This window comes from Pigmentiphaga litoralis, from assembly GCF_013408655.1.
Classification (GTDB): Bacteria; Pseudomonadota; Gammaproteobacteria; order Burkholderiales; family Burkholderiaceae_B; genus Pigmentiphaga; species Pigmentiphaga litoralis_A.
This window is the reverse complement of record NZ_JACCBP010000001.1, coordinates 541,418-564,610: the sequence shown is the minus strand read 5'-3', so window position 1 is coordinate 564,610 and position 23,193 is coordinate 541,418. Positions and strand designations below refer to the sequence as shown.

Here is a 23,193-nt window from a genome sequence, read left to right as displayed (position 1 = left end):
CGAACGTCCCACACCTACTATGAATGCCATGCGGGACGGATCCCGTCACCCACCCTCATCTAAGCGAGTCCACCATGAAGATCCTTCACATTGATTCCAGCATCCTGGGCGACGGTTCGGTCACCCGCCAACTGAGCGCCGAACTGGTCGAACAGCTGCAAAGCGCCAATCCTTCGTCGGAAGTCGTGTACCGCGACGTGGCTGCCCAGCCTTTGAGCCACCTGTCGGGCCCGGAATTCATGGTTCGCGTTGGCGCGCCTGCCGAGCTGACGCCAGCGATCCAGAACGACATCGCCATCGCCACTGCCGTGCTGGAAGAATTCCTGGCTGCCGATACCGTCGTGATCGGTTCGCCCATGTACAACTTTTCGGTGTCGAGCCAGCTCAAGGCCTGGATGGACCGCGTTGCCGTTGCCGGCCGCACCTTCCGCTACACCGCGACCGGCCCGGAAGGCCTGGCAGGCGGCAAGCGCGTGATCGTCGCCGTGTCGCGCGGCGGCTTTTACGGCCCGGGCACGCCGGCTGAGTCGTTCGACTTCCAGGAACGTTACCTGACCGCCTTCTTCGGCTTCCTGGGCATCAACAACGTCGAGTTCATCCGTGCCGAAGGCATTGCGATGGGCGCCGATGCGCGTGCCAAGGCCATTACGGGTGCGCAGGACGCCATTCGCCAGGCTGCGTAATTGACGGCGACCTCCCTGATGGCAGGCCGTCCGACCGAATAACGGCCTGACTTGTTGGATTGCCAAACGAACAAAGGCGCGATGCAAACCCCTGCATCGCGCCTTTTTCACGTCTGAACGAACCGGCAGCGCGACGGCGCAGAGCCCGCTCGCGCCCCGCCCTCCCTTTACAGCTTGATCCCGAGTTCCTTCACCAGCGGTCCCATGTCGCGCAGATCATTCTTGATCGTCTCGGCCAGTTCCGCTGGCGTGCTCCCCACAGGCGTCATGCCGTAAATCTGCATCTGCGCTTTCATGGCCGGATCTTTCAGCAAGTCCGCCACCGTTTTCTGGATCTTGTCAACCACGGCGGCGGGCGTGCCGGCCGGCGCCATCAACGCGAACCAGGGCTGCGACGAATAGCCCTTCAGGCCGGATTCATCCAGCGTCGGCGTGTCGGGCAAGCCGGGAAAGCGTGTCGGGCTGGTGGTGGCGATGGCGCGCAAGCGGCCGGCGTCGATCATGCCCTTGGCGCTGGACGGTGCATCGAGCGCGATGTCGAGCTGCCCGCCAATAAGGTCACCCAAGGTCTTGCCTGACGACGGCGATGGCGCATAGACGGCCTTGACGCCCGCGGCCCGTGCCGTCTGTTCCCACACCAGGTGGAAGGCGGTGCCGATGGAAAACGAACCGATCGTCAGGTCGCGCTGTTTGCTTGCGGCGACGAAGTCTTGCCAGGTCTTGATGGGGCTGTCTTTGGGCACGACAAAGATGAAAGGCGTGCGAGCGACCAGCGAGATGGGCTGCAGATCCTTCTGCACATCAAAGGGTGGGTTGTCGACGGCAAACGGCACCACGGTCAGCGACGAAGCGACGACCATGCCGAGCGTGTAGCCATCCGGGGCCGCCTTGACCAGTGCGTTGCCGAGAATGATGCCGGACGCGCCCGGGCGGTTTTCGACGACGACGGATTGATTCCAGGTCTGCGACAGGCGCGTGGCCAGCACACGCAAGAAGACGTCAACGGGGCCGCCTGCCGGGTTGGAGACCATGATGCGCACAGGGTGGTCCGGATACGCCGCGAGCGCGGGAAACGAGGCGAACAGGGCAGCAAGCAGAAGCAGTTTCTTGAGCACGGCAATTCCTTGTGGTCGAAAGTGGGAACTGAAAATGGCGATTCGCGACGGTGCGCGACCTAGGCAATCGTCTGCAGCACCGGCGCCTGCGGCCAGTCCGGCGACTCACCGCGAATGAATCGCAGCCACGCCGGCAGCATCTGCCCGACCAGACGATCGGCATCATCTGCTGTCATGCCTTCGAGCATCGGCGCGCCCGCATAGGCGTCGACATTGCCGAACATGAACGGCAGTTCAATGCAGTGGCAAGCGCCAAACCGCTCGGACGGCGCAAAGGCGACTTGGTAGAGCCACGCATGGCGGCCCGCGGCACGCGCCGCCTGTGCCCACGTCGCGGCGGGCGCAACGAACACCCGATCCCCATAGGCGCGGCTGTCGGCATCCCGGCCGAGACCGGGAAAGGCGGCCATTTCGTCGGCGGTGGATCCGATCAGCAAGTCCACCTTGTCCGGCGCCGCGGCCAGATCGGCATCGATATCGAAAGGCAACACCGTGCCGTCGAGCACCGGGCAGAACAGGCTGCGGCCGCTGCCTTCGTCGGCCAACGCCGCTTTCACGCCGGGGTCATTCTGTGCGTCCAGCAAGGCCTGCACAGGCAGTGCACGGGCGCCGTCCAGCGACGTCACGCCCAAGGCCTGCAAGAAGGCCACGCCGATGCGTTCGGCCTGTGCACGCGTCCGATAGCCGCGGCCCATGGATCCGCTCTGGATGATGGCGCGCTGGAACCGCGGCGTGCGCGTCAACATCGCGGCGATGTTGGACCCGCCCGCCGATTGCCCCATGACGGTAATCCGCGCCGGGTCACCGCCAAAGGCGGCAATGTGTTCGACGACCCAGTCGATGGCGGCTTCGCAATCCAGCAGCCCGAGGTTCGCCGGTTCGCCCGGTACGCAAAGCCACCCCAGGGCGGCCAGGCGATAGTTGACGTTGACAACCACCACGTCGCCCTCCGACGCCAGCCGGGTGCCGTCGTACCAGTCGATCGCCCCGCCGCCGCTTTGCCAGGCGCCGCCGTGCAGCCAGATCACGACCGGCCGCCGCGCATCGTCAGCGGCGGGCGTCCACACGGTCAGGTGCAGACAGTCTTCAGATTGCGGGGCGTCGAAATCGCCCATTGCATCGGCCAGGCGCGACGGCAATTGGGGCGCGACCGGACCCGGATGGGTCGCATCGACGTCACCCTGCAGTCCACGTGGCGTCGGTGGCAAGAAGCGCCGGGGCCCTAACGGCGGTTCGGCATAGGGAATGGCGTTGAAGCGGCATACCGTGGCCTGCCTGACTCCGCGGACGGTGGCGGTCTGGAACGTTGCGATGACGCTGTCTTGCACGATGCGGCTCCCGTGTGGAACGGCCGATGGCCGATGCCTGATTGGTGGCCCCTATCGTAAAGAACATCGTCACGGCATTGTCATGCGGATTTCGAACAGGTCAATGCGCGGCAGTCATGGGTGGGCCTGCTTGATGATGCCCGCCAGAATGCTGACGAACGCGCGCGTCTGCCGGGTGCTGGGCCGGTCGCGCCGCCACATGGCGGCCAGCGGCGACCGCTTCAGCTTCAGATCGAATGGCAGCACATGCAACACGCCGCGGCGCGCCTGGACCTGGGCGACGCTGCCCGGCAGCATCAAAAGGTAAGGACCTGCCAACACCATGTCGCGGCCAAATTCCAAAGACAGCGCGCCCACGATGTCCGGCGGCTGGACGTTGGCTTCGGCCAGCCGCTCCATCACTTCCCGGCGGATGCGGCCGGACGGCAGCGCACTGATCCAGGGGTACATGGCGCAGTCGGCCCAGGTCAGCGCGTCACGCGACGCCAGGGGATGGTGCGGCGCACAGGTAAGCACGACTGGGTCATTGATCAGCGGCACGATCCGATAGGTCTCGCGCGTCAGGGTGGCCGGCGTACGGCTGATCAGCACATCGAGCGCGCCGGTATCCAGCACTTCCACCAATCGTTCATGCGTGCCGATGTCCACCGACAGCTCGACCTTGGGATGCGCCTGCCGGAAGGCCGCGGCGGCATCGGCCAGCGGCCAGCCGCTGAATAACGAGAAGCAGCCCACCGTGATACTGCCGAGTTCGCCCCGTGCGATGGCGGCCAGGTCCGTCTCGGCCTTGCGAAAATCGCCAAGCAGCACCGTGGCATGACGACAGATCGCCACACCCAGGGCCGTGGCGCGCATGCCCTTGGCAGACCGTTCGAACAGCCGGCCACCTACTGCTTCTTCGATTTCGGCCATGGCGCGCGAGAGGCCGGATTGCGTCATGTGCAAATGCCGTGCGGCTTTGGACAGGTTGCCGTGCTCGGCCACCAGCAGCACGATTTCAAGGTGACGGATGCGCAGCTTGCCTTGGAACGGGGTCATCACGGCACCAGGGGTCGGAATGCACAAAGTATAGGCGGGGACGCCGCCCTGTTCAGTAAGCCGGAATGGGCGCGGGCGGGCGAAAAGGGCAATTGCTGCTCGACTGTTCGGGTGCCGATTGCTGCGCTGCGATGGTTAACTCTCACGTGTATCCAGTTACCGGCCGATCCGCACGATCCGTTGCAATCGCAAGTCTCACTGACTCGGGCACCCTCACCGTTGAGCCGCGCGATTCGATCGCGTTCGACATTTACTGGGCGTCATGTGACAAAACGGAGTCCGTCGGCCGGAAAGCCGCGTCGCGCAAAGCTCTTCCGTAGATCGTTCGACAGGTAAACCTCACGAATTCGGGCGCTGCAAAAGCCGCTTCCGGGAACATCAATTGCGTGAATGGTGCGTCGGCATGCCTTCCACCTGTCCACGGGACCCTCTCCCTCGGTCGGACGCATGCCCCGCGTCCCAATTCCTTTTTCTCATAGAGGTCCCTATGAATCCGGCAGGCCTTGACGGTATGCAGTCCCGCGGCGACGGCGCACGCGCCACCAACATCATTCCTTTCGTTTCCGACGATGGGTGGCTGACACGTGAACGGCCTGCTTTGATCTGTTTTTCCCACCTGCGTTGGGACTTTGTTTACCAACGCCCGCAGCACTTGCTGTCGCGGTTCGCGAAGTCCCAGCCTGTCTTCTATTTCGAAGAACCGATCCCGACCGACGGTGCGGAAGCGTTTCTTGAACGACGCATGACCAAGGATGGCGTGTGCGTGCTGGTGCCGCGCCTGCCCGCCGTGGGCGATCACGCCACGGCCGATGCGCAGCAACGCCGTCTGCTCGATGCCTTCATGGCGGAACAGAACTTCGGCAGCTTCATGCTGTGGTACTACACGCCGATGAGCCTGGCGTTCAGCTCGCACCTGGAACCGTCGCTGCTGGTCTATGACTGCATGGACGAACTGTCGGCTTTCCGCGGCGCTCCCCCGCAACTGGTCGAGCGTGAACGCGAACTGATGTCGCGCGCCGACGTCGTGTTCACGGGCGGCTACAGCCTGTACGAGGCCAAGCGCCGCGTGCATGTCAATGCCCACGCGTTCCCGAGCAGTGTTGATGTCGGCCACTTCCGCGCCGCCCGCGCCGATCAGGACGAGCCGCAGGATCAGCGCACCATTGCCCATCCGCGCCTGGGTTTCTATGGCGTGCTGGATGAACGCTTTGATATCGACCTGGTGGCCGACCTGGCCGCGCAACGGCCCGATTGGCAGATCGTGCTGGTCGGCCCGATCGTGAAGATCGACCCGGCCACCCTGCCCCGCGCCGCCAACATCCACTATCTGGGTTCCAAGAGCTACGAGCAGCTGCCGGCCTACTTGGGCGGCTGGGACGTGGCGTTGATGCCTTTTGCCATGAACGAGTCGACCCGGTTCATCAGCCCGACGAAGACCCCCGAGTACCTGGCCGGCGGCAAGCCCGTGGTATCGACCCCGATCATGGATGTGGTGCGGACCTACGGCCATACCGACCTGGTGCACATCGCGTCGAATGCGAAGGAATTCGTGACCGAGATCGAGGCAGCGCTGAAAGATGCCAAGGACAGCAACGCGGTGCGTGCCAAGGCCGATGCGATCCTGGGCGAAATGTCGTGGGACAAGACCTGGGAAGGCATGCGGGACGCGATCAACCGCGCGCACCGTGCACGGGTGCTTGATGCGTCCAAGGAAACGACGGGCGCAGCCGTGACCCGGCTGGATCCGAGCAAGGGATCGCGTGCCGGCAAGACCGCGTCCACCCCGCGTTATGACTACCTGATCGTCGGTGCCGGCTTTGCCGGCGCGGTGCTGGCCGAACGCCTGGCGGCGGGGTCGAACAAGCGTGTGCTGGTCGTGGACAAACGCCCGCATATCGCAGGCAATGCCTACGACCACTACAACGAAGATGGCCTGCTCGTGCACAAGTACGGCCCGCACATCTTCCACACCAACTCGGATAAGGTGGTCGACTACCTGTCGCGCTTCACCCAATGGCGCCCGTACGAGCATCGTGTGCTTGCCCAGGTGGATGATCAGCTGGTGCCCATGCCGATCAACCTGACCACGCTGTCGCGCCTGTATGGCCGTGAATTCACGGCGGACGACGCGCAAGCCTTCCTGGCGGCACGTGCCGAGAAGGTGGACACCATCAAGACGTCGGAAGACGTGGTGGTGTCACAAATCGGCCGCGAACTGTATGAAAAATTCTTCCAGGGCTACACACGCAAGCAATGGGGCCTGGACCCGAGCGAGCTGGACAAGTCGGTGGCCGCCCGGGTGCCGACGCGCACGTCGATCGACGACCGCTACTTTACGGACAGCTTCCAGAACATGCCGCTGCATGGCTATACGAAGATGTTCGAGAACATGCTGAACCATCCGAACATCAGCGTCATGACGGGCACCGACTTCCAGGACCTGGAAGGCGAAGTGCAGTACGACAAGCTGATCTACACCGGCCCGATAGACGAGTTCTTCAAGCATCGTTTCGGCAAGCTGCCCTACCGGTCGCTACGCTTCGAGCACACCACCCTGCCGGTAGAGAATTTCCAGCAGGTCGGGACGGTCAACTATCCTGCCGAGGCGACCCCGTACACGCGCATTACCGAATACAAGCACCTGACCGGACAGCAGCACGCCAAGACCAGCCTGACGTACGAATACCCGATGGCCGAGGGCGACCCGTACTACCCCGTGCCGCGTCCTGAAAACCAGGAGCTGTATCGCCGCTACCAGGCCCTGGCCGATGCCACGCCCAACGTGGTGTTCGTGGGCCGCCTGGCCTGCTATCGCTACTACAACATGGACCAGGTCGTGGCGCAGGCGCTGAGCACCTATCAGCAGCTTCAACAGGAAGACGCTGCACGCAGCGCCGCCCTGGCGAACGCGCCTGCGGCAGTCAACGACGACGAAGCCGTGTACGCCCGCCCATGAGCGCGCTGTTTCGAAGTTTCATGCAGGGGGGCTTCGAATGTTCGAACCACCGGCGGCCCGATGGCGCAAGCCACGATCTGCTGGTGGACACCGGACATGCGCTGCACCCGGGGGCCGACTACGCCGCGCTGGCGCGCTACCGCATCCGCACGGTGCGCGACGGCCTGCGCTGGCACCTGATCGAAACCACGCCGGGCCAGTACGACTGGAGCAGTTTCCTGCCCATGCTGCGGGCATCGCAAGACCACGGCATGCAGGTGATCTGGGACCTGTGCCACTACGGCTATCCGGCCGACGTGGATCCGTTCAGTCCCGCGTTCCCGGACCGTTTCGCCCGCTTTGCCGCCGCGGCGGCGTCGGTGATCCGGGATGAGTCGGACGACGTGCCGTGGTATTGCCCGGTCAACGAGATCTCCTACTGGTCGTGGGCCGGCGGAGACATGGCGCACTTTGGCCCGATGGGCCTGGGCCGGGGATCGGAACTGAAACGCCAGCTGGTGCGGGCCACCTGCGCCGGCATTGCCGCCATCCGGCAGGTGGATGCGCGCGCGCGGTTCATGCTGGCGGATCCGGTGATCAACGTTGCCCCCCTGACGGCCGACGATGTCGATGCCGCCGAGCATGCCACCCAGGGCCAGTACGAGGCCTGGGACATGATTGCGGGCGCACGGGGACACGGCCTGGGTGGCCGCCGCGACAATCTGGACGTGATCGGGGTCAACTTCTATTCGCACAACCAGTGGCGACTGGACGGCCCGCGGATCGAACGGAGCGAGTCCGACTATCGGCCCTTTCGCGAGCTGCTGATGCAGGTCCATAACCGGTACCAGCGGCCGATCCTGATCGCCGAAACCGGGGCCGAAGGCGACTTGCGCGTGCCGTGGCTGCGCTACGTGTGCGATGAAGTGGCGGCAGCGCGCAGCCAGGGCGCCGACATTCATGGCATCTGCCTGTATCCGGTCACGGACTACCCGGGCTGGTTCGATGGACGGCATTGCCCCACGGGCATGGTCGGCTACCCGGACGCGCAGCAAGAACGCCCGGTGTATCTGCCGCTGGCGCGGGAAATGCTGGATCAGCAGGCGCGCTTCACACCCGCGCCGGTGCGGTACGGCGTGGGTCAGCGTATTGCCGGGAACGTGCAGGAGCCGGTCCAGGCGTAGCGGATGCGGGCGGGGTGCGGATGCGGGCCGGGAACGGATGCAGGCCGGGTGCACCGGCCTGCTGCCCGCTAACCGCCGCGTTGCTGGCGCAGCTGCCGCTTCCGGTGATCCGCGCGGCGGCGGCGCGAATCCTTGGGATCGAAGCGCAAGGCGCGATAGATTTCGACCCGGTCGTTCGGCTGCAGCAATGTCGTCAGGGGCACCGCCTTGCCGTAGATGCCCACCCCCAGCACTGCCGGATCGACATTCGGATAGGCCGCGCGAAATCCACTTGCCTCAATCGCTGCAGCCGCCGTCGCACCTGCCGGCAGCTGGACGTCCCGCTGCCAGATGCTGCCGACGTCCGCGAAACAGACCTGCACGGCAAGCAAGCCGGACGGCACGTCAGCTGCCATAGATCTCGTCGGCGCGCTTGGTGAAGGCGTCGATGAAGCTGGTCGCGATGCGGTTGAACACCGGGCCGATGATGGCTTCGACCGTGCGGCTGGAGAAGGAATACTCCAGCGTGAAGATCACCTTGCAGGCGTCTTCGGCCAGCTTCTGGAACTCCCACTTGCCGTTCAGGTCCGAAAAAGGGCCGTCTACAAGCGCGAGTGAGATACTCCGTGGATAATCATGGGTATTGCGCGTCGTGAAGCGCTGGCGCAGGCCGGCAAACTGGATCACGACGGACGCGTCTTCGCCCTGTTCCGTGCGGTTCCGGACTTCGGAACCACCACACCAGGGAAGGAATTTTTGATAGTCCTCTACCTTGGCGACCAGATCGAACATCTGCTCCGCACTGTAGGGGACCAACACCGAGCGTTGCACTTTATGCATGCGTGGGTCAACCAATATGGCAATTGCTAGAATTCACTATTTTACCGGCCTGACGAATGAGCATCATTGAGAACCGCAAGGCATTCCACGATTACTTCATCGACGAGCGTTTCGAGGCCGGTCTGGTACTCGAAGGCTGGGAGGTCAAGTCCATCCGCGCGGGCCGCGTCCAGCTCAAGGAAGGCTATGTGATCGTGCGGGACGGCGAGATGTACCTGCTGGGCATGCACGTCAGCCCGCTGGCCACCGCGTCCACCCACATCCACCCCGACGCCACCCGCACCCGCAAGCTGCTGCTGAAGGCCGAAGAGATCAGCAAACTGATCGGCAAGGTCGAACAGCGTGGCTTTACGATGGTCCCGCTCAATCTGCATTACAAGGGCCCGCTGATCAAGCTGGAATTTGGCCTGGCGCGCGGCAAGAAGCAGTTCGACAAGCGGGACACCGAACGTGAACGCGACTGGCTGCGTGAAAAGGCGCAGATCATGAAGCACGACACGCGCAACAAGGACTGATCAGCGCCCTTCCTGCCCTGGCACCATGCGGGCCGCGCGTGACTGCTCCGCGACGGCCCGCGTGTCTTACCGCGCCTTGTCCAGCGTGGGCGTGCTGGCCTTGACCACCGTCATGGCCGACGCGATCAGGCCGCTGATGTCGCCCAGGTTAGCGGGGACGATCAGCGTGTTGTTCTTCTGCGCCAGGTTGCTGAAGGCGTCCACGTACCGTTCGGCCACCTTCAGGTTCACGGCTTCCATGCCGCCTGGCATACGCACCGCTTCCCCCACCTGCGTAATGGCCTTGGCCGTGGCTTCGGCAATGGCCAGCACGGCGGCGGCTTCACCCTGCGCCTGGTTGATCTGGGCCTGCTTTTCACCCTCCGACCGCGCAATCGACGCTTCCCGTTCACCGGTGGCGATATTGATCTGTTCCTGGCGGCGGCCTTCGGACGCGGCGATCAGCGCCCGCTTTTCCCGTTCCGCGGTGATCTGCGCCTGCATGGCGCGCAGGATTTCATTGGGCGGCGTCAGATCCTTGATCTCGTAGCGCAGCACCTTCACGCCCCAGTTCAGCGCCGCTTCGTCCAATGCGTTGACGATGCTGCTGTTGATCTGCTCGCGTTCTTCAAACGTCTTGTCCAGCTCCAGCTTGCCAATCACCGAACGCAGCGTGGTCTGCGACAGCTGCGTGATGGCAACAATGTAGTTGGACGAGCCATACGAAGCGCGCATGGCGTCGGTCACCTGGAAGTACAGGATGCCGTCCACCTGCAGCTGCGTGTTGTCGCGCGTGATACATACCTGGCTCGGCACATCCAGCGGGATTTCCTTGAGCGAATGCTTGTAGGCGACGCGTTCGATGAACGGAATCACGAAGCCGGCGCCCGGCGACAGCACGCGGTCGAATTTGCCCAGGCGTTCAACGACCCAAGCATGTTGCTGGGGCACGATCGCGATCGCCTTGATGACGATCAGGATGGCCAGGAAGAGCAGGACAAGCAGGACGATGGTGGAAGGACTCATGGGGTCTCCTGATTAAGCAGCGGGTGACACGACCAGCGTGTTGCCGCGCGTGTGGGTGATGACATAACGTCCGGGGGCGGCGGTGGCGGGCGCGCCGGGAGCCAGTTCCGCTTCCCAGTGCGTGCCGCGATACCAGACGCGGGTGCTGTGGGGCGTGGTCCAGACGTCGATGGTGACCGTCTGGCCGACGTCCATGTTGACGTCGGCATTGGCGGAAGCGTCGACTTCCCGCTTCTTGAGCACCCCGGTCTTGCGCAGCAGCAGCGTCGCGACCAGCACCGCAATGGCGCACACCGCAATCTGCACGGCCACGCTCATGCCGACGTAGGCCAGGCCGCCCGCCACGGCAAAACCGGCCGCGACGATCAGCAGATAGAACGTGCCGGTCATGACTTCGCCGATCAGGGCCAGGGCCATCAGGCCGAACCAGATCCAGGCCAATTGCATGCGGTCTCCTTGAGGTCAGGCGGCAGAGGGAAAAACGATCGTTCGGCCGCGTTCTCCCCATTATGACCGATGCAGGATGACATCCCTTCCAGGAACGACAAAGGGAGTTCCGTGCACGCACGGAACTCCCTTCGTTTTGATGCCCGCCCGGCAGCCCTAACTAAGGCCGGCGGGCGGGCGATCAATCCAGCAACTTCAGGCCAACAGCATCAGGCCAGCTTCTTCCACGTATCCACGACGGTGTCGGGGTTGAGCGAGATGGACAGAATGCCCTGCTCTTTCAGCCACACGGCAAAGTCGGGGTGGTCGGACGGGCCCTGACCGCAGATGCCGACGTACTTGCCTGCCTTCAGGCATGCCGAGATGGCTTGCTTGAGCAGGGCCTGCACGGCCGGGTCGCGTTCGTCAAAGTCGGCAGCCAGCAGTTCCAGACCCGAATCGCGGTCCAGGCCCAGCGTCAGCTGCGTCAGGTCGTTCGAACCGATCGAGAAGCCATCGAAGTACTCGAGGAACTGCTCGGCCAGCACGGCGTTCGACGGGACTTCGCACATCATGATGACGCGCAGGCCGTTTTCGCCGCGCTTCAGACCGTTTTCGCCCAGCAGACCGATGACTTTTTCGGCTTGCTTCAGGGTACGCACGAACGGGATCATGATTTCGACGTTGGTCAGGCCCATGTCTTCACGAACACGCTTGAGCGCTTCGCATTCCATGCGGAAGCATTCGGCGAAGTCTTCCGAGATGTAGCGCGATGCGCCGCGGAAGCCCAGCATTGGGTTCTCTTCTTCCGGCTCGTAGCGCGAACCGCCGATCAGCTTGCGGTATTCGTTCGACTTGAAGTCGGACATGCGCACGATCACGGTCTTGGGGTGGAAGGCGGCGGCGATGGTCGCGATGCCTTCGGCCAGCTTGTCCACGAAGAACGCACGCGGGCTGGCGTAGCCACGCGCCACCGATTCCACGGCCTTTTTCAGCTCGCCGTCGATGTTCGGATAGTCGAGGATGGCCTTCGGGTGGATACCGATGTTGTTGTTGATGATGAACTCGAGGCGAGCCAGGCCCACGCCCGAATTCGGGATCTGCGCAAAGTCGAATGCCAGTTGCGGGTTGCCCACGTTCATCATGATCTTGATGTCGATCGGGGGCATGTCGCCGCGGCGCACTTCCTCGACTTCGGTCTCGATCAGGCCGTCATAGATCCGGCCTTCGTCGCCTTCGGCGCACGACACGGTCACCAGGGCGCCGTCTTTCAGGATGTGGGTCGCGTCACCGCAGCCCACGACTGCCGGAATGCCCAGCTCGCGCGCGATGATGGCCGCGTGGCAGGTACGGCCGCCGCGGTTGGTCACGATGGCCGAGGCACGCTTCATGACCGGTTCCCAGTTCGGGTCGGTCATGTCGGTGACCAGCACGTCGCCCGGCTGGACCTTGTCCATGTCGGAAATGTCGGCCACGAGGCGCACGGGGCCCGAACCGATCTTCTGGCCGATCGCGCGGCCGGTGGCCAGCACGTTGCCGGAGGCCTTCAGGCGATAGCGCAACTGCACTTCGTTGCCCGACTGCTGCGACTTCACGGTTTCAGGACGTGCCTGCAGGATGTAGATCTTGCCGTCCACGCCATCACGGCCCCACTCGATGTCCATCGGGCGGCCATAGTGCTTTTCGATGATCACGGCGTACTTCGACAGCTCGATGACGTCGTCATCGGTCAGCGAGAAGCGGTTGCGCAGTTCCGGCGCGACGTCGACCGTGCGCACGGCATGGCCTCCGGTGCGTGCAGGATCAAATTCCATCTTGATCAGCTTGGAGCCGATGCGGCGGCTGACGATCGGATAATGACCCGATTCCAGCGAGCCCTTGAAGACGTAGAACTCGTCAGGATTGACGGCGCCCTGCACCACGGTTTCGCCCAGGCCATACGACGACGTCACGAAGACGACGTCACGGAAGCCCGATTCGGTGTCCAACGTGAAGACCACGCCTGCGGCGCCCGAATCCGAACGCACCATGCGCTGGATACCGGCTGACAGGGCGACATCCGCGTGGGCATAGCCCTTGTGGACGCGATAGGAGATCGCGCGGTCGTTGTACAGCGACGCGAAGACGTGGCGGATCTTGTCCAGCACGTCATCGATGCCGACGACGTTCAGATAGGTTTCCTGCTGGCCGGCGAACGACGCGTCAGGCAAGTCTTCTGCCGTGGCGGACGAACGAACGGCGAACGAGCCCTTGCCGTCAGCGTCGAGCTTGGCAAATTCGGTGCGGATGGCTTGTTCGAATTCTGGTGACAGCGGGGCTTCGATGATCCACTGACGGATCTCGGCGCCGGTGTCGGCCAGGGCACGCACGTCTTCCGGGTTCAGGCTGGACAGGCGATCGCTGATGCGCTTGTCGAGACCCGAATCCTTCAGGAATGCGCGGAATGCGTCGGCCGTGGTGGCGAAGCCGCCAGGAACACGAACGCCGGCGCCGGTCAGCTGGCTGATCATCTCGCCCAGCGACGCGTTCTTTCCTCCAACTGAGTCAACATCCGTCATGCGGAGCTGCTCGAATGGCACAACATAAGACATGAAAGTCCCCTATTACAATGGCAAGAAAGCATGTTTGGCGAGCACACGATGCGGGATCAAACGCGCGACCTTGGCGTTTGTCCTAGGAAATGTCGTGTGCTGGCCAAACCTGCCTGGCGGCGCTGCGCTCTACACTACGGGAGCCGGCCTGAGCTATGCCACGGGACGGATGGCAATGACCCCCGGGATTCTACCCCGTGCGCCGCGTGGTCTGCACTCCGCCTGTTAACGGTCAATTGTTACCTTTTTCTCACGTATTGCGGTCGATTCGATCTGCGAGGTCATCATGTCTCTCCACCCTGCGTCAACGCAGCCCTACATCCGCACCGTGTACGTGGTGTCCGACGGCACAGGCATTACCGCCGAGACCTTTGCGCACTCGGTTCTCGCGCAATTCGAGGGGCTCCGTTTCAAGCACATCCGCCTGCCGTTCATCGACTCGGTCGACAAGGCGGCGGACGTGGCGGCGCGCATCGACCAGACTTTTGAAGCCGACGGCAAGCGCCCGATCGTGTTCAGCACGCTGGTCAATTCCGAGATCAACACCCGGGTGCGCCAGGCCAACGGCATGTTCCTGGAACTGTTTTCGACCTTCGTGGAACCGATCGAAGCCGAACTGGGCTTCAAGTCCAGCCATTCGATCGGGCGGTCGCACAACGTGGCCAATACCGAGCAATACCAGAATCGCATCGAAGCCATCAATTTCAGCCTGGCGCACGATGACGGGCAATACGCCAAAGGCATCGAGAACGCGGATGTCATTCTTGTGGGGGTGTCGCGCTGCGGCAAGACGCCGACCAGCCTGTACCTGGCCATGCAATACGGCATCAAGGCGGCCAATGTGCCGCTGATTCCCGATGACTTCGAGCGCGACAGCCTGCCGTCCAACATCCTGCCGTACAAAAGCAAGCTGTTCGGCCTGACGATCCAGCCGGAACGCCTGTCTGAAGTGCGGCACGAACGTCGTCCCGACAGCCGCTATGCGTCGCTGGAACAGTGCCGGTATGAAGTGTCCGAAGCCGAAAAGCTGATGCGCCGCGAAGGCATCCGCTGGCTGTCGACAACGACCAAGTCGATCGAAGAAATCTCGACGACGGTGCTGCAGAAGATCGGACTCGAGGGCCGGTTTTATTGAGCTGACAACCGCTGGCGGCGCTGCTCGAACAGGCACACCGCCGCGGCGGCGGCCACGTTCAGGGACTCGGCGGCGGCTTCTTGCGGGATGTGCACGCGCACCTGCGCCGCCTGCTGCAAGGCGGGGCGTACGCCCTGCCCTTCATGGCCGAACACCCAGGCCGCTTTCGGGGGCAAGGCGGGGCCATATAGGCTTTGTGCATCGTCCAGGGTCGTCGCGACCAGGGGCACGTCCAGACGGGCCATCAGGGCCTCCAGATCGACCTGCTCGTGGATCGTCAACGAAAAGTGCGCGCCCTGCCCTGACCGCAGCACCTTGGGCGACCACGCAAAGGCGGTCTCTTCCGACAGAAACGCGTGGCGCACGCCGGCGGCTGCGCAGGACCGCAGGATCGATCCGACATTGCCCGGGTCCTGAATGCGGTCCAGCCATACGCACGATTCGGTAATGCGATCCGGCAGACTGGGTGCGGGCGTATCCACCACGAACACCACGCCCTGCCCCGCCTGTACGGTTTCCAGGTCCTGCATCAGCTTGCCTTCCAGCCACACCTGGCGGTCGGCCGGCACGTGGTCGTGCAGGGCCAGCAATTCCGGATGGCAGTCGTCCGGCCGGTCCAGGCGCTGTGCGTCGAACACCGCGTGGCGTGGCGCGCCGATCACGGCCAGATAGGTCTGGCACAGATGCAATCCTTCGAGCACCGACAGCCCCGCATGCTTGCGGGCCTGGGACGTGGACGACAGCTTGCGCAGTTCCTTGAACAGCGGATTGTCGCGGGAGGCAATACGTTTCATCAGGACGCGACCGCCCGGCGGGATTTGCGGGGCTTGGGGGCCTTGGGGGCCTTCGCGGCGGGCGCCGTGTCGACGGAAGCCACCGCCGGATCCGGTGACGTGGGCCAGGCAGACGGCGCGGCGTCTTTGGCGGCTGAGGTCTTGCCGACGGAAGCTTTGCGAGCGGCGGTCTTCTTCACACCCGTCTTCGCCACGCCTTGGCCAAACGCATCGTTTTCAGCAGACGCCAGCGTCGCCAGGTCCGGCATCGGCTTGCCTTCCAGCGCCATCCGCACGGGCGCAAAGCTGCGCCGATGCGCCGCGCAGGGGCCGTGCTTGTACAGGCTTTCGACATGGAACGCCGTGCCATAGCCCTTGTGGCGATCGAAACCGTAATGCGGATATTCGGCATGCAGGCGGACCAGTTCGGCGTCACGTGCCGTCTTGGCCAGGATGGACGCAGCCGAAATGGCCGGGATGCTGGCGTCGCCACCGATCACCGTCTGCACTCGGCAGTTGAGCCGGGGCGCGCGGTTGCCGTCGATCTGCGCCAGATGGGGAATGATGCTCAGCCCTTCCACCGCGCGGCGCATGGCCAGCATGGTCGCGTTCAGAATGTTGAGCGAGTCGATTTCTTCCACCGACGCGCTGGCAATGAACCAGGCCAGCGACGTGCTGCGCACTTCGATCGCCAGCGCATCGCGATCCGCTTCTTTCAATATCTTGGAGTCGGCCAGCCCGGCGATCGGACGGGCGCGGTCCAGCACCACCGCGGCGGCGTACACCGGGCCTGCCAACGGACCCCGGCCAGCTTCGTCGACGCCCGCGATGGTCAACGTCAGCAGCGTCGCTTCGTCCAGCTCGCCGATATGGCCTTGTTGTCCGGACTCGCCACCCAGCAGGTCCCAGCCAAAGTCGTTCTGCACCCAGCCGCGTTCAGTCTGCATGGTTTGCCAGCTCCAGAATGACCTTGGCCGCCAAGGCCGACGTGTCCCGGATAAGCTCGTCGTGCAGTTCCGTAAAACGCGTTTCGATCCGGCGCGCGTGGGCCTCATCGGTCAGCGCAGTCCAGGCCGCATCGGCCAACGCGCGCGGCGTTGCGGCATCCTGCAGCAGCTCGGGCACGATCGCTTCGTTGCACAGGATGTTGGGCAGACCGACCCACGGCAGATAGGCCTTGCGCCGCATGATCCACCACGACACCTTGGGCAAGGCGTACGAGATGACCATGGGCCGCTTGAACAGGGCCGCTTCCAGCGTCGCCGTGCCACTGGCGACCAGCACGGTGTCGCAGGCAGCCAGCACATCGTGCGATCCGCCGATCAGGCAATGCAGATGCCGCAGGCCACCCACTTCCGCCGCGCAGGCTTCGAACTGGGCCTGCCGCTCGGCATTGGCCATGGGCGCCCAGATGCGCAGCGACGGATCTTTCTGCTGCAGCAGCTTGGCCGCCTGCAGAAACCGTGGGGCCAGATGGCGCACTTCGCCAGCGCGGCTGCCCGGCATCAACGCCAGCACCCGATGCTCAGGCGCAATGCGCAACCGCCGCCGCGCCAAGGCGCGATCCGGCACGCGCGGGATCACCCCGGCAAGCGGATGCCCCACGTAGGTCACGGGCACGCCCGCATTCTGGTAGATCTTTTGTTCGAAGGGGAACACGACCAGCATGTGCGAGACGGACTCGCGAATCGTGTGGATGCGCTCGCCGCGCCACGCCCACAGCGACGGGCCAATGAAATGCACCGTGGGAATGCCGCCCCGCTTGAGCGCGCCTTCCAGTGCAAAGTTGAAGTCGGGCGCATCGACGCCCACGAACACCGACGGGCGTTCCGCCAGCCAGCGTTCCCGCAAGGTACGGCGGATGTTGAGCAGTTCCGGAAGGTGGCGCAGCACGTCGGCGTAGCCATTGACGGCCAGCTTCTGCATGGGATACCAGGCATCGAAGCCCTGCGCGAGCATCTTGGGCCCGCCGATCCCCTGCAACGGAAGCGTCGGCGCCCGGTGCTTGAGCTCGCGTACCAGCATGGCCGCAAGCAGGTCTCCCGATGGCTCTCCCGCCACCATGCCGATGGAAGGATGTGCCGAACCCGACATCACAGACTCCGTCAGCGAACGATACCGCGGCTAGCGGTGTCGAGAAAATCCAGCAGGGTCTGCAAGGACGCCTGCATGTCGGGCGATTCAGCCTGACGTGCACGCATGGCTTCCTTGGCTTCTTCAAGCGTCAGACCCTGACGATACAAGGACTTGTAAGTCGCGCGCAGCCCGGCAATCTGCTCGGGCGTGAATCCGCGGCGCTTCAGTCCTTCCGAATTGATGCCAGCCGGCCGCGCCGGACTGCCGGCGCAGGTCACGAACGGTGGCAGGTCTTGCAGCAGCGTGGTGTGCACCCCGGTCATGGCGTGAGCGCCGATCTTGACGAACTGATGCACGCCCGTCATGCCGCCCAGGGTGACGTAGTCACCGATGTGCACATGGCCGGCCAGCTGCGTGCCATTGGCAATCGTGGTGCGGTTGCCCAGGTGGCAGTCGTGCGCCACATGGACATAGGCCATGATCCAGTTGTCGTCACCAATGGTGGTGATGCCGCCATCCTGGACCGTGCCCAGGTTGATCGTGCAGCATTCACGAATGGTGTTGCGGTCGCCGATCCGCAGTTCGGTCGGCTCGCCCGCGTACTTCTTGTCCTGGGGCGCGGCACCGATCGATCCGGAAGGAAAGAAGCGGTTATCGCGGCCGATCGTGGTGTGCCCGTCGATGACGCAGTGGGGTCCCACTTCGGTACCGGCGCCGATACGGACATTCGGCCCGATGATGCTGAACGCACCGATGGTCACGCCGTCATCGAGTTGCGCGGCGGGATCGACGATGGCGCTGGGATGGATCCGGGTCGTTGTCATCTGGGTCCGAGGTCAGGAATCAATGGTGCGCACGGTGCACATGAGCTCGGCTTCGGCGGCCACCTGGCCATCCACGAGCGCCTTGCCCTTGTATTTGACGATGCCGCGCGACACGCGTTCCACTTTCAGTTCCATACGCAGCTGGTCGCCCGGAACGACGGGCCGCTTGAAGCGGGCCGCGTCGATGCCGACGAAGTAGTACACGGTCTTTTCGTCGGGCTTCTTGCCGGCGGCCGTGAACGACGTGATGGCCGCGGCCTGCGCCATGGCTTCCAGGATCAGCACGCCCGGCATGACCGGATGGTGCGGGAAATGGCCAGTAAAAAAGGGCTCGTTGAAGCTGACGTTCTTGATCGCGATGATCGACTCGCCAGGGACGCATTCCAGCACCCTGTCCACGAGCAGCATCGGGTACCGGTGAGGCAGATGCTCGAGGATACCCTTGATGTCCATTTCCATACGTATTCCAAATGTGTGTTCGGACCGCGCGGCCGCCCGCGCGTCCTGTCTACTTGTCGGCAGCTTGCGCCGACAACTTCTCGAGGGCCTTCAGGCGTCGCTGCATGCGGCCAAGGTGGCGCATGGCGACCGCGTTCCGTTCCCACTCCGAGTGTTCGACCGCCGGCATGATACCGGTATAACGGCCGCCCGCGGCGAGATTGGAAAACACGACGGTCGACGCGGTCAGGAAGACGTCGTCGCCAATATCGATATGGCCCCCTATCATCGCGGCGCCACCGATGGCGACCCGTTGGCCGATGGTAGTGGATCCGGCGATACCGGTACATGCCGCGATTGCCGTATGGTCGCCGATCCGGACGTTGTGGGCCACCATGATCTGATCGTCCAGCTTTACCCCGTTGCCGATGACCGTATCGTCGAGCACCCCGCGATCGATCGTAGTGTTCGCGCCGATCTCGACGTCGTCACCGATCAGCACGCCGCCAAAGTGTTCGATCTTGGAGTACGCGCCCTTGACGGAGTGCGAGTCGGGCGCAAAGCCGAAGCCATCCGCGCCGATCACGGCGCCGGAATGGATGAGCGCGCGCGCGCCGACGGTAATGCGTTCGTACAGGGTCACGCGGGGGTGCAGCAGGCTGTCTTCACCGATCGAGCAGTCCCGTCCGATGATGCAGCCGGCACCGATGCGGGCGCCCTGCCCAATCCTGACGCCCGCTTCGATCACGGCCAGCGGACCAATCGTGACGCCGTCGCCAATGACGGCGTCGGGCGAAATCACGGCAGACGCGTGAATGCCCGCCACGTCGTTGGCGCGCGAGCGCCGGGCAAACCACTGGCCCACACGGGCATACAGCAGGTAGGGTTCAGTACAGACGACCAGGGCGCGCGGCCCGTCGCTGCGGCCGGACGCCGCCAGCGACGCCTTGTGGGCGTCGGCCATGGCAGGCGACAGGATGACAGCGCCAGCATGGGTGCTGTCGAGCTGGGACTGATACCGGGGGTTGGACAGGAAGGCGAGTTCCGTGGGGCCTGCGGCGCCCAGGGTGCCAATGCCGGCGACACGAAGATCCGCCAGCGGGGTCGAAGCTGCCGCGCCCCCGGTCAGGTCTTCGAGGTGCCACGTCAACCCGGAGGTGTCGGTGGCTTCCAGCAACTCTGCCAACGCGGGCGCGTCGGCGGGGGCGAGCAGAATAGGCATGCGCTAGACAACCAACTCGAAGCGGCCAGGGCCGCTTACTTGCCGCCGTTCAATGCGCTCAGCACCTTGTCGGTGATGTCGACGCGCGGGCTGACGACGACCGCTTCCTGAAGGATCAGGTCGTAGTTTTCCTGCTCGGCGATCTGCTTGATCACGCGGTTGGCGCGCTCGAGCACTTGCGACAGCTCTTCATTGCGGCGCTGGTTCAGGTCTTCCTGGAATTCGCGGCGCTTGCGCTGGAAGTCCTTGTCGAGGTCGCTCAGTTCGCGCTGACGGCGATTGCGATCCGATTCCGACAACACGGCGCTGTCCTTGTCGAGCTGCTCGGACATCGTGCGCAGACGCGCGGCGATATCCTGCAAGTCGGTGTCGCGCTTCTTGAAATCGGCTTCCATCTTGGACAGTGCAGCCTTCGCAGGCGCGGCGTCGCGGAAAATCCGTTCCGTGTTCACGAACCCGATCTTGACCGGACCGGTGTTGGCCGAAGCCGCGGCACGCGGTGCCGACGCTTGTTGGGCATGAGCCGCGCCGACGGCGGCGCCGGATAGCACCAACACTGCCAGCAGACGGCCCGCACCTTTGACAGCAGATGAGGCGGTCACACTGCTAGCAGACGTCGAAAACTTGCGGATCATTTAACTCTCGCTCGGAAATGAATTGAATATTTTGCCACTACGAGTCCATTCTCGCGCAAAGCGCGGAGGACCAAAGTAAACGGTTGTACCAAAAACGCCTGACCGCAGGCAAATCGCACCGATCTGCCTGCTCTGCCCTGGCGTGATCAGAAGCCCGTTCCGATCTGGAACTGGAACATCTGCGTACGGTCCTGCGGCTTCGGGTTGATCGCCTTGCCGATGGAAATCTTCAGCGGGCCGATCGGCGACTGCCAGCTCAGACCCAGACCGGTCGAGTAGCGCAGTTCGCCCAGGTTGACGTTCTGTTCGTCCGAATAGACGTTACCGGCATCAACGAAGGTGAACCAGCGCAGCGTGCGGTCCTGCTGCGTGCCAGGGAATGGCAGCTGCAGTTCGGCGCTGGCGATGACGCGCTTGGCGCCACCCAGGCTGTCGCCGTAGCGCGGATCCCGCGCACCGAGCGAGCCGCCTTCGTAGCCCCGGACCGAACCGATACCACCGCCGTACAGGTTCTTCAGCAGCGGGTACGGCTTGCCGCCGAAGCCCTTGCCGTAGTCGACCTGCCCGTTCAGGGCCAGCGTGAAGTCACGCGTGATCGGCCAGAAGTATTGGTGCTGGTAGCTGGCCTTGTAGTAGCGCAGGTCGCCGAACAGCGAGCTTTCGGCCGCTGCGCGCTGGTACGTGCCCCGCGTAGGCGCCAGGGCGCTGTCGCGGCGGTCGTTGCTCCAGCCCACCGAGAAGATCACGGCGTTGCTTCGCGGACCGAAGGCGCTGACGTAGTCCAGGTAACGCTGCGGGCTGTTGTCGTACGTGGTGATGTCGTTGGCTTCGAACGTGGTGCCGAAGAACACGCGCTGCGTTTCGGTGAACGGCACGCCGAACGTGATACCCGCGCCCATGGTCTGGATACGGTAATCGCCGCGGTTGATCGCCAGCGGACGCAGCGTGCGGTAGTACAGGCTGGTCGACCGGCTGATACCGTCTTGCGTGAAGTACGGGTTGGTCTGGCTGATGGCGATGGTGCGGTAGGTCTTGCCGGTGTTCAGCTCGATACCGGCGGTCGTGCCGCTACCGAAGATGTTGTCCTGGCTCACGCCGGCCGACAGCACCACCTTGTCGGTACTGGAGAAGCCGGCACCGAGGTTGATCATGCCGGTCGGCTTTTCCTGCACCGTCACGTTCACGTCGATCTGGTCGGGCGTGCCCGGCACCGGCGGCGTTTCGATGTTGATGTTCTGGAAATAGCCCAGGCGGTCGACGCGGTCGCGCGACAGCTGGATCTTGGTGGCGTCGTACCAGGCGCTTTCGAACTGGCGCATTTCGCGGCGGATGACCACGTCGCGGGTGCGGGTGTTGCCGCCGATGTTCACGCGGCGCACATACACGCGGCGGTTCGGGTCGACAAAGAAAGTCAGGTCGGCGCGCTTGTTTTCGCGGTCCACCACCGGGTTGGCGTTCACGTTGCTGAATGCGTAGCCAAGCTTGCCCAGGTAATCGGTGATCGCCTTGCTGGACGCATTGACCTTTTCGGCCGAGAAGGTTTCTTCCGGCTTGACGGTAATGAGCTTGCGCAGGTCGTCATCCAGGCCGAGCAATTCGCCCGACAGTTTCACGTCGCTGACGGTGTACTTCTCGCCTTCGGTGATCGACAAGGTGATGAAAATATCCTTGCGGTCCGGCGAAATCGTGACCTGCGGCGAATCCACGTTGAATTCCAGGTAGCCGCGGTTCATGTAGTACGAGCGCAGCGCTTCGATGTCGCCCTGCAGCTTCTGGCGCGAGTACTGATCGGCCTTTGTGTACCAGGTCAGCCAGCCCGGGGTGGACAGCTGCAGCATCTTGAGCAGCTCTTTTTCCGGAATGGCCTTGGCGCCAATGATCTTGATGCCGGCAATGTGGGCCACGTCGCCTTCGAACACGTCGAAGGTGATGCCCACACGATTGCGTTCGAGCGGGGTGATCGTCGGGACGATTTCGACCGAGTACTTGCCGCGAGCCAGGTACTGACGCTTCAGTTCCTGTTCGGCGCGTTCGAGCAGCGCACGATCGAAGATGCGGGCTTCGGCAAAGCCGACTTCGGCCAGCGACTTGCGCACGTTGACCGCTTCGAATTCGCGCATGCCGTTGAAGTCGATGGAGGCGATGGCCGGACGTTCGTCCACCACGACCACCACGACGTCGTTTTCGACTTCGATCTTCACATCACGGAAAAACCCGGTGCCGAACAATGCCCGGATGGCCTGGGTTGCCTGGTCTTGCGAGAACGTGTCGCCGACCTTGACCGGCAGGTAACCGAACACGGTGCCCGCCTCGGTCCGCTGGATACCTTCCACGCGGATGTCGCGGACGACAAAGGTATCGAAAGCGTTGGCAAGAGGGGCCACGGACATGGCCAGCAAAAAGGTGAGCAGACGCGGCAAGCGCCGGGCGCGGTGAGTCATTCGTAATCCC

20 protein-coding genes and 1 pseudogene are annotated in these 23,193 nt (G+C 63.7%); 5 read left to right on the top strand and 16 right to left on the bottom strand.

Translation table 11 applies throughout. The features are described 5' to 3' along the window. The first annotated feature begins 74 nt into the window (after window positions 1-74). Window positions 75-683, top strand: a complete 609-nt coding sequence (locus HD883_RS02355) for an FMN-dependent NADH-azoreductase (protein ID WP_179588006.1) — start codon at window positions 75-77, stop codon at window positions 681-683. Between the two features lie 167 nt (window positions 684-850). On the opposite strand, the gene HD883_RS02350 is transcribed toward HD883_RS02355, so the two are convergent. The 3 genes from HD883_RS02350 to HD883_RS02340 form a co-directional block, all read right to left on the bottom strand. Then, on the bottom strand, window positions 851-1,798 hold the full coding sequence (locus HD883_RS02350; RefSeq protein WP_373563296.1) for a Bug family tripartite tricarboxylate transporter substrate binding protein: 948 nt from the start codon (window positions 1,796-1,798) through the stop codon (window positions 851-853). Between the two features lie 59 nt (window positions 1,799-1,857). Next, window positions 1,858-3,126, bottom strand: coding sequence for a carboxylesterase family protein (locus HD883_RS02345; protein ID WP_179588007.1), 1,269 nt, complete (start codon window positions 3,124-3,126; stop codon window positions 1,858-1,860). Window positions 3,127-3,240: 114 nt separating this feature from the next. Further along, window positions 3,241-4,164, bottom strand: coding sequence for a LysR family transcriptional regulator (locus tag HD883_RS02340; RefSeq protein ID WP_179588008.1), 924 nt, complete (start codon window positions 4,162-4,164; stop codon window positions 3,241-3,243). Window positions 4,165-4,675: 511 nt separating this feature from the next. Here HD883_RS02340 and glf point away from each other — a divergent pair. After that, window positions 4,676-7,120 (top strand): UDP-galactopyranose mutase, encoded by a 2,445-nt coding sequence (gene glf, locus HD883_RS27895; RefSeq protein WP_179588009.1) that lies wholly within the window; start codon window positions 4,676-4,678, stop codon window positions 7,118-7,120. After that, complete coding sequence (locus HD883_RS02330) at window positions 7,117-8,283, top strand: beta-glucosidase (protein WP_179588010.1); 1,167 nt, start codon at window positions 7,117-7,119, stop codon at window positions 8,281-8,283. The genes glf and HD883_RS02330 overlap by 4 nt, the downstream gene beginning before the upstream one ends. Window positions 8,284-8,351: 68 nt before the next feature. Here the strand turns inward: HD883_RS02330 and HD883_RS02325 are convergent, their stop codons facing one another. Both HD883_RS02325 and HD883_RS02320 read right to left on the bottom strand, forming a co-directional pair. After that, a complete protein-coding gene (locus tag HD883_RS02325; protein WP_179588011.1) occupies window positions 8,352-8,678 on the bottom strand; it encodes an RnfH family protein in 327 nt (108 codons plus the stop codon). Next, window positions 8,668-9,102 carry a type II toxin-antitoxin system RatA family toxin gene (locus HD883_RS02320; protein ID WP_179588012.1) on the bottom strand — a complete coding sequence of 145 codons (435 nt, stop codon included), beginning with the start codon at window positions 9,100-9,102 and terminating at the stop codon, window positions 8,668-8,670. The genes HD883_RS02325 and HD883_RS02320 overlap by 11 nt, the downstream gene beginning before the upstream one ends. Window positions 9,103-9,158: 56 nt before the next feature. On the opposite strand from HD883_RS02320, the gene smpB reads away from it, so the two are divergent. Next, a complete protein-coding gene (gene smpB / locus HD883_RS02315) occupies window positions 9,159-9,617 on the top strand; it encodes an SsrA-binding protein SmpB (protein ID WP_179588013.1) in 459 nt (152 codons plus the stop codon). Window positions 9,618-9,683: 66 nt separating this feature from the next. Here the strand turns inward: smpB and HD883_RS02310 are convergent, their stop codons facing one another. From HD883_RS02310 to ppsA, 3 genes are all read right to left on the bottom strand, one after another. Next, window positions 9,684-10,622 carry an SPFH domain-containing protein gene (locus HD883_RS02310; RefSeq protein WP_179588014.1) on the bottom strand — a complete coding sequence of 313 codons (939 nt, stop codon included), beginning with the start codon at window positions 10,620-10,622 and terminating at the stop codon, window positions 9,684-9,686. A 12-nt stretch (window positions 10,623-10,634) separates the two neighbouring features. After that, window positions 10,635-11,069 carry an NfeD family protein gene (locus tag HD883_RS02305; protein ID WP_179588015.1) on the bottom strand — a complete coding sequence of 145 codons (435 nt, stop codon included), beginning with the start codon at window positions 11,067-11,069 and terminating at the stop codon, window positions 10,635-10,637. Between the two features lie 209 nt (window positions 11,070-11,278). After that, on the bottom strand, window positions 11,279-13,639 hold the full coding sequence (ppsA, locus tag HD883_RS02300) for a phosphoenolpyruvate synthase (protein ID WP_179588016.1): 2,361 nt from the start codon (window positions 13,637-13,639) through the stop codon (window positions 11,279-11,281). 286 nt (window positions 13,640-13,925) lie between these two features. Here ppsA and ppsR point away from each other — a divergent pair, with 286 nt between their 5' ends. Next, a complete protein-coding gene (ppsR, locus tag HD883_RS02295; protein ID WP_179588017.1) occupies window positions 13,926-14,774 on the top strand; it encodes a posphoenolpyruvate synthetase regulatory kinase/phosphorylase PpsR in 849 nt (282 codons plus the stop codon). On the opposite strand, the gene HD883_RS02290 is transcribed toward ppsR, so the two are convergent. The 8 genes and pseudogenes from HD883_RS02290 to bamA all read right to left on the bottom strand — a co-directional run bounded on the left by HD883_RS02290 (window position 14,768) and on the right by bamA (window position 23,183). After that, a complete protein-coding gene (locus tag HD883_RS02290) occupies window positions 14,768-15,568 on the bottom strand; it encodes a TrmH family RNA methyltransferase (protein WP_179588018.1) in 801 nt (266 codons plus the stop codon). The genes ppsR and HD883_RS02290 overlap by 7 nt on opposite strands. 269 nt (window positions 15,569-15,837) lie before the next feature. Further along, window positions 15,838-16,416: pseudogene (rnhB, locus tag HD883_RS27530) on the bottom strand (ribonuclease HII); the annotation flags it as partial. Window positions 16,417-16,483: 67 nt separating this feature from the next. Next, window positions 16,484-17,641, bottom strand: coding sequence for a lipid-A-disaccharide synthase (lpxB, locus tag HD883_RS02280; RefSeq protein WP_257021957.1), 1,158 nt, complete (start codon window positions 17,639-17,641; stop codon window positions 16,484-16,486). An 11-nt stretch (window positions 17,642-17,652) separates the two neighbouring features. Further along, entirely contained in the window at window positions 17,653-18,447 is a 795-nt protein-coding gene (lpxA, locus tag HD883_RS02275) for an acyl-ACP--UDP-N-acetylglucosamine O-acyltransferase (protein WP_179588020.1), read from the bottom strand. A 12-nt stretch (window positions 18,448-18,459) separates the two neighbouring features. Continuing rightward, window positions 18,460-18,906 (bottom strand): 3-hydroxyacyl-ACP dehydratase FabZ, encoded by a 447-nt coding sequence (gene fabZ / locus HD883_RS02270; protein WP_179588021.1) that lies wholly within the window; start codon window positions 18,904-18,906, stop codon window positions 18,460-18,462. A gap of 49 nt (window positions 18,907-18,955) precedes the next feature. Continuing rightward, window positions 18,956-20,107 carry a UDP-3-O-(3-hydroxymyristoyl)glucosamine N-acyltransferase gene (gene lpxD / locus HD883_RS02265; protein WP_179588022.1) on the bottom strand — a complete coding sequence of 384 codons (1,152 nt, stop codon included), beginning with the start codon at window positions 20,105-20,107 and terminating at the stop codon, window positions 18,956-18,958. 35 nt (window positions 20,108-20,142) lie between these two features. Further along, window positions 20,143-20,742, bottom strand: coding sequence for an OmpH family outer membrane protein (locus HD883_RS02260; protein ID WP_179588023.1), 600 nt, complete (start codon window positions 20,740-20,742; stop codon window positions 20,143-20,145). Window positions 20,743-20,888: 146 nt separating this feature from the next. Continuing rightward, a complete protein-coding gene (gene bamA / locus HD883_RS02255; protein ID WP_373563295.1) occupies window positions 20,889-23,183 on the bottom strand; it encodes an outer membrane protein assembly factor BamA in 2,295 nt (764 codons plus the stop codon). Window positions 23,184-23,193 lie beyond the last annotated feature (10 nt).